Annotated in this window: 13 protein-coding genes; 3 read left to right on the top strand and 10 right to left on the bottom strand. The window is 61.3% G+C overall.

What is annotated here, in order from left to right; translation table 11 throughout:
• The first annotated feature begins 56 nt into the window (after nt 1–56).
• The 3 genes from EPZ47_RS09305 to recR all read left to right on the top strand — a co-directional run bounded on the left by EPZ47_RS09305 (nt 57) and on the right by recR (nt 2,296).
• Complete coding sequence (locus EPZ47_RS09305) at nt 57–395, top strand: YbaB/EbfC family nucleoid-associated protein (RefSeq protein WP_003183512.1); 339 nt, start codon at nt 57–59, stop codon at nt 393–395.
• 197 nt (nt 396–592) lie between these two features.
• Nucleotides 593–1,627: an NADP-dependent oxidoreductase gene (locus tag EPZ47_RS09310; protein ID WP_135844502.1), complete on the top strand. Its 1,035-nt coding sequence runs from the start codon at nt 593–595 to the stop codon at nt 1,625–1,627.
• A gap of 66 nt (nt 1,628–1,693) precedes the next feature.
• Complete coding sequence (gene recR / locus EPZ47_RS09315; protein WP_003199585.1) at nt 1,694–2,296, top strand: recombination mediator RecR; 603 nt, start codon at nt 1,694–1,696, stop codon at nt 2,294–2,296.
• Nucleotides 2,297–2,425: 129 nt separating this feature from the next.
• On the opposite strand, the gene EPZ47_RS09320 is transcribed toward recR, so the two are convergent.
• From EPZ47_RS09320 to EPZ47_RS09365, 10 genes are all read right to left on the bottom strand, one after another.
• Nucleotides 2,426–2,974, bottom strand: coding sequence for an adenine phosphoribosyltransferase (locus EPZ47_RS09320; protein ID WP_041020481.1), 549 nt, complete (start codon nt 2,972–2,974; stop codon nt 2,426–2,428).
• A 76-nt stretch (nt 2,975–3,050) separates the two neighbouring features.
• The gene (gene fnr / locus EPZ47_RS09325) at nt 3,051–3,785 is read right to left on the bottom strand and encodes a fumarate/nitrate reduction transcriptional regulator Fnr (RefSeq protein ID WP_135844503.1); all 735 of its coding nucleotides are present in this window, start codon (nt 3,783–3,785) and stop codon (nt 3,051–3,053) included.
• 94 nt (nt 3,786–3,879) lie between these two features.
• Nucleotides 3,880–5,262 carry an oxygen-independent coproporphyrinogen III oxidase gene (gene hemN, locus EPZ47_RS09330; RefSeq protein ID WP_135844504.1) on the bottom strand — a complete coding sequence of 461 codons (1,383 nt, stop codon included), beginning with the start codon at nt 5,260–5,262 and terminating at the stop codon, nt 3,880–3,882.
• Between the two features lie 169 nt (nt 5,263–5,431).
• Nucleotides 5,432–6,115 carry a sulfite exporter TauE/SafE family protein gene (locus tag EPZ47_RS09335; protein WP_135844505.1) on the bottom strand — a complete coding sequence of 228 codons (684 nt, stop codon included), beginning with the start codon at nt 6,113–6,115 and terminating at the stop codon, nt 5,432–5,434.
• Entirely contained in the window at nt 6,108–6,326 is a 219-nt protein-coding gene (gene ccoS / locus EPZ47_RS09340; RefSeq protein ID WP_072348138.1) for a cbb3-type cytochrome oxidase assembly protein CcoS, read from the bottom strand. Before ccoS ends, EPZ47_RS09335 begins: the two co-directional genes overlap by 8 nt.
• 24 nt (nt 6,327–6,350) lie before the next feature.
• Nucleotides 6,351–8,801 (bottom strand): heavy metal translocating P-type ATPase, encoded by a 2,451-nt coding sequence (locus tag EPZ47_RS09345; RefSeq protein ID WP_135844506.1) that lies wholly within the window; start codon nt 8,799–8,801, stop codon nt 6,351–6,353.
• Between the two features lie 167 nt (nt 8,802–8,968).
• A complete protein-coding gene (locus EPZ47_RS09350; RefSeq protein WP_135844507.1) occupies nt 8,969–9,508 on the bottom strand; it encodes a FixH family protein in 540 nt (179 codons plus the stop codon).
• A gap of 11 nt (nt 9,509–9,519) precedes the next feature.
• Complete coding sequence (gene ccoG / locus EPZ47_RS09355; RefSeq protein ID WP_135844508.1) at nt 9,520–10,935, bottom strand: cytochrome c oxidase accessory protein CcoG; 1,416 nt, start codon at nt 10,933–10,935, stop codon at nt 9,520–9,522.
• A 309-nt stretch (nt 10,936–11,244) separates the two neighbouring features.
• Complete coding sequence (locus EPZ47_RS09360) at nt 11,245–11,667, bottom strand: type II toxin-antitoxin system VapC family toxin (protein WP_135844509.1); 423 nt, start codon at nt 11,665–11,667, stop codon at nt 11,245–11,247.
• Nucleotides 11,667–11,921 (bottom strand): type II toxin-antitoxin system Phd/YefM family antitoxin, encoded by a 255-nt coding sequence (locus EPZ47_RS09365; protein ID WP_135844510.1) that lies wholly within the window; start codon nt 11,919–11,921, stop codon nt 11,667–11,669. Before EPZ47_RS09365 ends, EPZ47_RS09360 begins: the two co-directional genes overlap by 1 nt.
• Nucleotides 11,922–11,986 lie beyond the last annotated feature (65 nt).

Raw genomic sequence — 11,986 nt, forward strand, 5'->3', positions numbered from 1 at the left:
CGTCGGGCTGAATGGCCGGACGCGGTGTTTATCCAAGTACTTTCGAGGTGATTCCCATGATGAAAGGTGGCATGGCCGGCCTGATGAAGCAGGCGCAGCAGATGCAGGAAAAAATGGCCAAGATGCAGGAAGAACTGGCCAACGCCGAAGTCACCGGCAAGTCCGGCGGCGATATGGTGACGGTGGTCATGACCGGCCGCCACGACATCAAGCGCGTCAGCATCGACCCAAGCGTGGTCGAAGGCCTGAGCGAAGACGACAAGGAAATGCTTGAAGCCCTGTTCGCCGCCGCCGTCAACGACGCAGTGCGCAAGATCGAAGCCAACAGCCAGGACAAGATGTCCGGCATGACTGCCGGCATGCAACTGCCGCCGGGCATGAAATTGCCGTTCTGATTCGCCATCCCGGTTGGGATGGGCTACACACAATGCCAGGCATCGCGCCTGGCATTTTTGTTTCTGTCATAGGGCCGAGCGGTGGCAGAAACCTTACTTGCTCCCACAAGTACCCACTGAATAAACATCGAACGCCGCTCCACCGGCAATGGTCTGCTTCCTATAGGTCCCACTCAACGATCAAGGAGAACGCTTCCATGTCACAAGCATCGACATCCAACCAGCGCATCGTCCTAGCCTCCCGCCCCAAAGGCGCGCCCACCGCGGACAACTTCCGTATCGAGCAGGTAACGCTGCCGGACCTGGTGGACGGGCAGATCCTGCTCAAGACCCTGTTCCTGTCCCTGGACCCCTACATGCGGGGACGGATGAGCGACGCACCTTCCTACGCCGCCCCGGTGGAAATCGGTGAGGTAATGACCGGAGGCGCTGTCAGCCGCGTGGAGCGTTCGATGCACCCGAAATTCCACGAAGGCGACCTGGTGGTGGGCGCCACAGGTTGGCAGAGCCACGGCATCAGCGATGGGCGCAATGTCACTCCGATCCCCTCCGGGCTACCCAGTCCGTCGATGGCCTTGGGTGTGCTGGGCATGCCGGGCATGACCGCGTACATGGGGCTGATGGACATTGGCCAGCCCAAGGAGGGGGAAACCCTGGTGGTCGCGGCGGCGTCGGGAGCCGTGGGCTCGGTGGTCGGCCAGGTGGCGAAGATCAAGGGGCTGCGGGTGGTCGGCGTGGCTGGCGGCAGCGCGAAATGTAAATACGTGGTCGACGAGTTGGGGTTCGATGCCTGCATCGATCACAAGAGCGAACACTTTGCCGAGGAGCTGGCCCAAGCCTGCGACAAAGGCATCGACATCTATTACGAAAACGTTGGCGGCAAGGTGTTCGACGCAGTGGTGCCGCTGCTCAACGCCAAGGCCCGTATTCCGCTCTGTGGCCTGATCGCGTCCTACAATGAGCACGAAGCACCGAGCGGCCCGGATCGCTTGCCGCAATTGCAGCGCACCTTGTTGACTAAACGCGTGCGGATCCAGGGTTTTATCGTGTTCGACGACTACGGCGACCGTCAGCCGGAGTTCATCAGCGCCATGGCGCCCTGGGTGCGTGATGGCAAGGTCAAGTTCCGCGAAGACGTAGTCGATGGCCTTGAGAATGCACCGCAGGCCTTTATCGGGCTGCTGGAGGGGCGCAACTTCGGCAAGTTGGTGGTCCGGGTGGCGCGGGATTGAGTATTTGACGCTAATCGGAGGCGCGGGTATAAACCGCGTCTCGTTGTTATGTCGGACATTTCCTCCATGAGCTTCAGCCCTTTGATTCGCCAACTGATCGATGCCCTGCGAACTTTGCCAGGTGTGGGTCAGAAAACTGCCCAGCGCATGGCGTTGCAATTGCTCGAGCGTGATCGCAGCGGCGGTTCGCGCCTGGCCCAGGCCTTGAGCCAGGCCATGGAGGGCGTAGGGCATTGCCGTTTATGCCGCACGCTCACTGAAGACGACCTTTGCCCGCAATGCGCGGACCCGCGTCGGGACGACAGCCTGCTGTGCGTCGTGGAAGGGCCGATGGATGTCTATGCGGTCGAGCAGACGGGTTTTCGCGGACGCTATTTCGTGCTCAAGGGCCATTTGTCACCGCTCGACGGCTTGGGGCCGGAAGCCATTGGCATTCCACAGTTGATTGCGCGGATCGAAGAGGCGGGCACGTTCACCGAAGTCATCCTCGCCACCAATCCGACGGTCGAAGGCGAAGCCACCGCCCACTACATCGCCCAATTGCTGAACAACAAAGGCCTGATCGCCTCCCGCATCGCCCATGGCGTGCCACTGGGTGGTGAACTGGAGTTGGTGGACGGTGGGACGCTGGCGCATTCGTTTGCCGGGCGCAAGCCGATCGCGTTGTAACAGCCAGCCAGAAGCTAATGTGGGAGCGGGCTTGCTCGCGAAAGCGGTGGATCAGTCAGTGAATATATTGACTGACACTCCGCTTTCGCGAGCAAGCCCGCTCCCACAGGTTAGATTGTTGTTTGCCGGTTACCTTTCGCTCAGGGAAAACTGCGTCAGGCAGAACGTCGGAATCCCCATATCTTCCAACCGCTGGGAACCGAGCAATTCCGGCAAATCAATAATCGCCGCCGCTTCGTGGACCTTGGCGCCCATGCGGCGGATCAGGTTGGCGGCGGCGATCAGCGTGCCGCCGGTGGCGATCAGGTCATCGAACATCACCACCGAATCACCCTCGCACAGGCTGTCGGCGTGGACTTCCAGGAAGGCCTCGCCGTATTCGGTCTGGTAACCCTCGGCCAGCACATCCGCCGGCAGCTTGCCTTGCTTGCGGAACAGCACAAGGGGCTTGTTCAACTGATAAGCCAGGATTGAGCCGATCAAGAAGCCCCGTGCATCCATCGCGCCGATGTGAGTGAACTCGGCCTCGACATAACGGTGGGCGAAACTGTCCATCACCAGCCGCAGGGCGGTGGGGGACTGGAACAGCGGGGTAATGTCGCGAAAGATCACGCCCGGCTTGGGGAAGTCGATCACGGGGCGGATCAGGGATTTGATGTCGAAGGAGTCGAAAACCATCGTCGAGGTGTCCTGGCAGGGCTGCAAACGCGGCAGTATAGCGCGGCCAGGACAATCCCTCAGCCGCGCATGTGCGTCAGCCTTCGAGCGAGCCGCCGGCCAGGGCGCAGAGCTGGATCGGGTCGAGAATATGAATTTCCTTGCCTTCGGCGGCGATCAACTCGTTCTGCTGGAAGCGGGTGAATACCCGGGACACGGTTTCCACCGCCAGGCCCAGGTAGTTGCCGATTTCGTTACGCGACATGCTCAGGCGGAACTGGTTGGCCGAGAACCCGCGGGCGCGGAAGCGGGCCGAGAGGTTGACCAGGAAGGTCGCAATGCGCTCGTCGGCGGTTTTTTTCGAGAGCAGCAGCATCATTTGCTGATCGTCGCGGATCTCCCGGCTCATCACTCGCATCAGCTGACGGCGCAGTTGCGGCAGTTGCAGGGCCAGTTCGTCGAGACGGTCGAAAGGAATTTCGCACACCGAGGTGGTTTCCAGCGCCTGGGCCGAGACCGGATGGGTCTCGGTGTCCATGCCCGACAGGCCCACCAGTTCGCTGGGCAGGTGGAAACCGGTGAGTTGTTCTTCGCCACCGTCACTCAGGTTGAAGGTTTTCAAGGCGCCCGAGCGCACCGCATAGACGGAATCGAAGGTGTCGCCCTGACGAAACAGGAATTCACCTTTTTTCAACGGGCGACCCCGTTTAACGATATCGTCCAGCGCGTCCATGTCCTCCAGATTCAATGAAAGTGGCAGGCAGAGAGGGGCCAGGCTGCAATCCTTGCAATGGGCCTGGTTGTGGGCGCGCAGCTTGACTGGCTCGGACATTTCTTCAATCCTTGTGGGAAAACACACATAAGGCGTAAGGGTACCCCAGAGCAGTCACTCCGGCCAGTGCGGTTTTGTCGTCAAATTGTCGCGCTCAGATGACCCTGGAGAAGCGTTGCAGGTTGTGTTGCTCCAAATACGCATCGAACACCATGCACACTGATCGCACCAGCAGGCGCCCGGCGGGCAGGACTTTGATGTGCATGTTGTCGAGCTCGATCAGACCGTCCTTGGCCATGGCCTGCAATTGCGGCCATAACGGCGCGAAATAGCCACGAAAATCGATATTGAAAGTTTGCTCGATGTCGGCGAAGGCCAGATTGAAATGACAGATCAACTGCTGGATCACTGCGCGCCGCAGGCGGTCGTCGGCGTTGCAGATCAGCCCGCGACTGGTCGCCAGTTGCCCGTCGGCGAGGGTGTTCTGGTAATGGTTCAGGTCGCTGCTGTTCTGGCAGTACAGATCACCGACCTGGCTGATGGCTGACACGCCGAGGCCGATCAGGTCGCAATGGCCATGGGTAGTGTAGCCCTGGAAGTTGCGCTGCAGGGTCGCTTCTTCCTGGGCGATCGCCAGTTCGTCGTCGGGCAGGGCAAAGTGGTCCATGCCGATGTAACGGTAACCGGCGGCGGTCAGTTGTTCGATGGTGCCTTGCAGCATGGCCAGTTTTTGCATCGGGTTCGGCAGGTCCTGGCTGTTGATGCGCCGCTGGGGCATGAAGCGCTCCGGCAGGTGGGCGTAGTTGAACACCGAGAGCCGATCCGGCTGCAGGTTGATGACTTCCTCGATGGTACGGGCGAAGTTTTCCGGCGTTTGCTTGGGCAGGCCGTAGATCAGGTCGATGTTGATCGAGCGGAACTGCAAGGTCCGGGCAGCTTCGATCACGGCGCGGGTTTCGTCCAGGCTTTGTAGGCGATTGACGGCACGTTGCACGGCCGGGTCAAGGTCCTGCAGGCCGATGCTGACCCGGTTGAACCCCAGCTCTCGCAGTAGGCCCATTGTCGACCAGTCGGCTTCGCGAGGGTCGATTTCGATGCTGTAGTCGCCGGAGTCGTCGTCCAGCAGGTTCAAGTGCTTGCGCAACTTGGCCATCAGTTGGCGCAGTTCGTCGTGGTTGAGGAAGGTCGGGGTACCACCGCCCAGATGCAATTGTTCCACGCGCTGGGCGGAGTCCAGGTGGCAGCCAATCAGCTGGATTTCCTGTTCCAGGCGTTGCAGGTAGACGTGAGCGCGGCCGCGGTCCTTGGTGATGACCTTGTTGCAGGCGCAGTAGTAGCAAATGTTCGCGCAGAACGGCACATGCACATACAGCGACAATGGCCGCAGGGCCTTGCGGCTGTCGCGCAGGGCATGAAGCAGGTCGAAGGCACCCACCTGGCTACCAAATTGCGCCGCGGTCGGATACGAGGTGTAGCGTGGACCCGCCAGGTCATAACGGCGGATCAGGTCTGTGTCCCAACGAATGGCGTCGAGCATGCGGGCGTTCCCCCGGATAGGCTGGCATGGGCACAAGTGTAAGAGGGTGGGCGCGGGGCGGTTTTGATTTGCGTCAACGGGGGGAGTCTGGGCGAAGGCCAATCGCGAGCAGGCTCGCACATTGGGGATGTGGTGTTCGCCCCCCTGCTCGCGATTGGCGGCTACTCGGTCAATGCCCCATCAGCCAATCCTGATGCGGCCCCGGCAATGTCCAGACACCAAAGACTATCACCAGCAACCCACCAGCCATGCGCACACTGCGTTTGCGCAGCAGGGCGGTGACGCGTTCGGCGGCCAGGCCGGTGGCGAGCAGCACCGGCCAGGTGCCGAGGCCGAAGGCGAGCATCAGTAACGCACTGTCCAGTGCATTGCCCTGGCTGGCGGACCACAACAGGGTGCTGTAGACCAGTCCACATGGTAGCCAGCCCCATAGCGCGCCGAGCAGCAAGGCCCGGGGCAGGCTCGACACTGGTAGCAAACGGTTGGCGACGGGCTGGATATGCCGCCACAAGCCACGGCCAATGCTTTCGATGCGGGTCAGGCCGCTCCACCAACCCGCCAGGTACAGGCCCATGGCGATCAACAGCAAACCGGCCAGTACCCGCATGATCATCGCCGCCGGGCTATTGGCCACGGCCCAGCCGGCCAGGCCGATCAACAAGCCGGCGGTGGCGTAGCTCAGGATCCGCCCCAGGTTGTACGCCAGCAGCAGCCGGAACCGCCGACTGCGCTGTTCCTTGGGAATCGCCAGGGTCAGGGCGCCCATCAGGCCGCCGCACATGCCCAGGCAATGCCCGCCACCGAGCAGGCCAAGGATGACCGCCGAGACGAGTAATGGCGCCAGATCAAGCATGGGGCGGGGCCTTGTCGTCCGGTTCACGGGCCTCGCCACTGGCTTCATCCACGGCCGCCTTGTGGTTCGGGTCCTGATCGTCGAACAGGATGCTGTGGGCCGGGCCGTCAAGGTCGTCGTACTGGCCGCTGTCCACGGCCCAGAAGAAAATGTACACGGCGATGGCCACGATCAGCAGTGCGGCCGGGATCATCACGTAGAGAGCTGGCATGTTGGAACTCCATGCCCGCGCGGCTCAGGCCGGCAGCGGGCGGGTATCGGGCGTGGCGTCGAGAGCGTGCGCCTTGGGCTGGCGGGTCAGCCTCAGCGCATTCAACACCACGGTCAACGAACTGATGGACATGCCGACCGCCGCCCACACCGGCGTAATCCAGCCGAGGGCGGCGAACGGCAACATGAGGCCATTGTACAGCCCGGCCCACACCAGGTTCTCAATGATCACCCGGCGGGTGCGTCGGGCCAGGCTGAAGGCGTGGATCAGGGCGTCGAGACGGTTGGACAGCAGCACCGCATCGGCGCTGGTCTTGGCCAGGTCGGTGGCCGAGCCCATGGCGACACTGATGTCCGCCGCCGCCAGCACCGGCACGTCGTTCACCCCGTCGCCGAGCATCAGCACCTTGCGGCCCTGTTGGTGCAACTGTTGCAACATCGCCAGCTTGTCGTCCGGACGCAAGCCGCCGCGGGCTTCGTCGATGCCCAGTTCGGCGGCGACGCTGGCAACCATCGGCGAACTGTCGCCCGACAACAGCAGCGTGCGCCAGCCCCGCGCCTTGCAGGCTGCCAGCAACGCCGGGGCGTCGGCGCGCAAGCGGTCGTCGAGGACGAACCAGGCCAATGGCCCGATATCATCGCCCAGCAACAGCCACTGGCCGGGCTCGTCCGGCATCATCGGCGTCGAGGCACCACTGAGTTCGCAAACGAAACCGGGCTGGCCGATGCGCAGGCGCTGTTCGCCCACCAGGCCTTCCAGCCCCAGCCCCGGAGTGCTGTGCACTTGCTCGGCGGCCAATGGCGCGCGACCGAAGGCGCGGGCAATGGGGTGTTCTGAGCGGTTTTCCAGGGCAGCGGCCAGGCCCAGGCATTGATCGCTGTCGAGGGCCGCCAGCGGTCGAATGGCACGCAATGCCAGGCGGCCCTCGGTGAGGGTGCCGGTCTTGTCGAAAATCACTGTGTCGATCTGGTTCAGGCCCTCCAGCACATGGCCGCGGGTCAGCAGCAAGCCGAGCTTGTGCAGGGTGCCGGTGGCTGCGGTGAGGGCGGTCGGCGTCGCCAGGGACAGGGCGCAAGGGCAGGTGGCGACCAGCATCGCCAATACGATCCAGAAGGCCCGGGAGGCATCCAGTTGCCACCACAACAGGCCTATGACGGCAGCGGCGATCAACGAGAACAACAGAAACCATTGGGCGGCCCGATCAGCGATTTCAGCCAGTCGCGGCTTCTCGGCCTGGGCCCGCTCCAGCAACCGCACGATGGCGGACAGTCGGGTGTCCTGCCCAAGTGCCAGCACCTTGACCGTCAAGGCACCTTCGACGTTGAGCGTGCCAGCGGTGACCGCATCGCCCGCCTGGCGGGGTTGTGGCAGGTATTCGCCAGTCAGCAGCGATTCGTCGACGCTGGACTGGCCGTCGAGAATCTTGCCATCGGCCGGCAGGATCGCCCCGGGCTGCACCAGCACCCGGTCGCCTGTGCGCAACTCACTGAGCAGGATGCGTTCGCTCTGGCCGTTATCCTCCAGGCGCAGGCACGAGGCCGGCAACAGGTTGACCAGTTGCGCGGTGGCGGCAGCGGTGCGCTCCCGGGCCCGGCGCTCCAGGTAACGACCGGTCAACAGGAACAGGGCGAACATGCCCACGGCATCGAAATACAGCTCGCCCACACCGGTGATGGAGGTCCAGATCCCGGCGACGTAGGCGCCGCCAATGGCCAGCGATACGGAAACGTCCATGGTCAGGTGCCGGGTGCGCAGGTCGCGCATCGCGCCTTTGAAAAACGGCGCGCAGCTGTAGAAGACGATGGGCGTGGTGAGGAACAGCGCAACCCAGCGCAGGATGGTGTGCATCTCCGGGCTCAGGTCGATATTGAATTCCGGCCAGGTGGCCATGGTCGCCATCATCGCCTGGAACCACAGCAGCCCGGCCACGCCCAACTGGCGCAAGGCCAAGCGGTTTTGTGCGGCGAGTTGCTCGCAGGCTTGGTCGGCCTGGTACGGGTGGGCGACGTATCCGATCTGGCGCAATTCAGCGAGCAGTTTGCTCAGCGGTAATTGCGCGTCGGCCCACTGCACATGCAGGCGATGATTGGACAGGTTCAACCGTGCCTCGGCCACGGCCGGCAGGCTACGCAATTGTTTTTCGATCAACCAGCCGCAGGCGGCGCAACTGATGCCTTCCATCAGCAGGGTGGCTTCGGCCAGTTCACCGTCATGGCGCACGAACGACTGCTGCACGTCAGGGCGATCGTACAGCGCCAGTTCATCGGTCAGTTGGACCGGCAGGGTTTCGGGGTTGGCCGACGCTTCGCTGCGATGCTGGTAATAACTTTCCAAACCACCGGCAACGATGGCCTCGGCCACCGCCTGGCAGCCCGGGCAGCACAGCTCACGGGTTTCACCCAGGACAACGGCGGTGAAGCGACTGCCGGGGGGGACGGGCAGGGCGCAGTGGTAGCAGGGCTGTGGAATGCTCATGGTTGTCGCTATGAAGGCCTGGCATAGATGGGCTTGCAAGGAGATACACGAATTGTAGGAGCTGCCGAAGGCTGCGATCTTTCCCCTGACACTTGAATCTCAAGGGCAAGATCAAAATCAAAAAATCGCAGCCTTCGGCAGCTTCTACAGAGGCCATCGATCGGTTTTTATTTCTTCAGGTCTTCAGCGCCTTGCAGCGGTTCATCGCCGAGCAGGATGTCCTGCTCATGGTTGATCTGTTCTTCTTCGAACAGACGCCAGGTCTTGTCGTTCTCCACACCCAGCAATTCGACAAAGCGCCGGCCTTCGATCTTGTCCGTCAACTGGCCAACGTACCGCCCCGGTTCGCTGTCGTTGCGAGTCAGGACGATCTTGCGGTCTTTCTCCGGCTGGGTCGGCGAGATCAGGCTCAGCTCCAGGGTCTGAGGCCGGCTGTTGCCGTTCAGGCGCAGGTTCACTTCACCGGTCACGTCGTCCAGTTGCACGTTGGCATGCAACTGCAGGGTCTGGGCCAGCAGTTCGCGTTCCAGCGAGCGGTTGATGCCTTTGCCGGCCTCGTAATAGTTGTCGTTGACCAGGTTATCCGGGTTCTTCACCGCAATGGTCACCATCGTCAGGCTCAGTGTCACCGAACAGGTCAGGATCCCAATAATGATCCATGGCCAGAGATGCTTGTACCAAGGGCTGGTGGCGGTTGCTGCAGGCATGTTCAGTTCTCTTAACGAATTTGTGGGCCGATGAACCGGCTCTTGGCTTCAACATGAACGCTGTTGTCATCGGCATCCTTGAGGATGAATGTTACTTCGTTGGTGCTCGACGGCAGTTGGTCCGGTGCGCTGGACAGTTCAACCGGCTGACTGAAGATCTCGCCGGCCGCGACCTTGATTTCTCGCCGGCCCTGCAACTTGAGATCGGGCAGGCCGGTGGCTTCCAGTACGTAGGTGTGGTCGCGTTGGTCCTTGTTCATGATTTTCAGGCTGTAGACGTTTTCGATCCGGCCTTCGGCGTTTTCGCGGTACAGCACGCGGTCTTTACTGACGTCGAACCCCACCAGCGAACGCATGAAGAACGCCGTCACCAGCAGGCTTACCATCGTCAGTAACACCAGCGCATAACCGATCAGGCGCGGACGCAGTTTATGGGTTTTCTGCCCCGACAGGTTGTGTTCGGTGGTGTAGCTGATCAGGCCACGGGGATAATCCATTTTGTCCATGATGTTGTCGCAGGCGTCGATGCAGGCCGCGCAACCGATGCATTCGATCTGCAGGCCGTCGCGAATGTCGATGCCGGTCGGGCAGACCTGGACGCACATGGTGCAGTCGATGCAATCCCCCAGGCCCAGGGCCTTGTAGTCGACACCTTTCTTGCGCGGGCCACGGCTTTCACCGCGACGCGGGTCGTAGGAGACGATCAGCGTGTCCTTGTCGAACATCACGCTCTGGAAACGGGCGTAAGGGCACATGTAGATGCACACCTGCTCACGCAGCCAGCCGGCGTTGCCGTAGGTGGCGAGGGTGAAGAAGCCAACCCAGAAATACGACCAGCCATCGGCTTGGCCGGTAAAGAACTCGAACACCAGTTCGCGGATCGGCGTGAAGTAGCCGACGAAGGTCATGCCCGTGACGAAACCGATCAGCAGCCAAAGGCTGTGCTTGGCGAACTTGCGCAGGAACTTGTTGGTGCCCATGGGCGCCTTGTCCAGCTTGATGCGCTGGTTGCGGTCGCCTTCGGTGACCTTCTCGCACCACATGAAAATCCAGGTCCACACGCTTTGCGGGCAGGTGTAGCCGCACCAGACACGCCCGGCATAAACCGTAATGAAAAACAGGCCGAATGCGGCAATGATCAGCAGTCCGGACAGCAGGATGAAATCCTGGGGCCAGAAGGTCGCACCAAAAATAAAGAATTTGCGTTCCGGCAGGTTCCACCAGACGGCCTGATGCCCGCCCCAGTTCAGCCAGACCGTACCGAAATACAGCAGGAACAATAGGGCGCCGCCGACCATTCGCAGGTTGCGGAACAGGCCCGTGAAGGCACGGGTGTAGATTTTTTCCCGAGAGGCATACAGGTCGACGCTTTTGTTCGCGTCCTTGGCAGGCGGGGTAACGTCATGTACCGGAATCTGGTTGCTCATCAGTTGCATCCCACGGCAGTGGAAAAGTGCCGAGGCCAGTACGTGCCGACCACGGTCAGAAGGGTGTTGCGGTGGTGCAATGATACGCCTGTCGCTCTAGCCCAAGGGTGCGACCTTTGGTCGCGTTGGGGGTATGCATAGAATGGTGTAGTGGATGTAACAAGTCATGACCCAGATCAATTGACTATAGACATTCCGTGGGGTTGGCAAAAAACGAAAGGGCGGGTGTGGGCAAATCAGTAGACAGGAGAAACCTCCCAACTCGGCTCGCTGAAGGCACCACAAACCGCACGAAGTCTCAGGGTGGATCTAGTTTTTTTCATCTCCTGACCATGGGTTAAGCAACGCCACGCCGCTGCCTTGAAAATCACTCACGTTGCGGGTCACCACGGTCAATCCATGGACCAGCGCGGTAGCGGCAATCAATGCGTCACATTCATTGCTGCGGTCAGGCACATGCAGGCGAGCGCAACGTAACGCGATGGCACGGTCAACCGCCAGGATCCTGCCAGCAAACGCGGGCAGGACGTGGTTATCCAGCCACGCACGCAGGCGGCTGCCTTGGGCCGGGTCCTTGCGTTCGAAGCGCAACACACCGGTTTCCAGTTCCAATACGGTAATTGCCGAGACGTACAGGTTGGGGGCGGGCACGCTACGTGCCCAGGCCTGTACGTTTTTATCTGCCTGCGGTTTGCGTAGTTCCGAAATAACATTGGTGTCGAGTAAAAACATCAGGACAGGTCCACCGGCCTAGGAGTGATGGCGGCACGTTCGGTATCGAAGTCGATATCCGGCGCGTCGGGCATGACCAGCAACTCGACAATGCTGGGGCCGATGCCGGTCAGTTTCTGGTACTCCTCAATGCTTAGCAGCACATGGGCAGGCTTGCCACGGTCGGTGATGATGACCGGTCCTTCACGGCTAGCTTTTTTGGCACCACTTGTGTCGTGGTTGAATTCGCGGCTGGAGATGGTCGTGATGGACATGAAAGTGCCCTCATTGAGCTCGAATGTAGGCACGTTACTACAGGCGTGGGTGGTCGGCAAGCGAA

It is taken from the genome of Pseudomonas viciae (assembly GCF_004786035.1).
In the GTDB taxonomy this organism is placed as follows: domain Bacteria; phylum Pseudomonadota; class Gammaproteobacteria; order Pseudomonadales; family Pseudomonadaceae; genus Aquipseudomonas; species Aquipseudomonas viciae.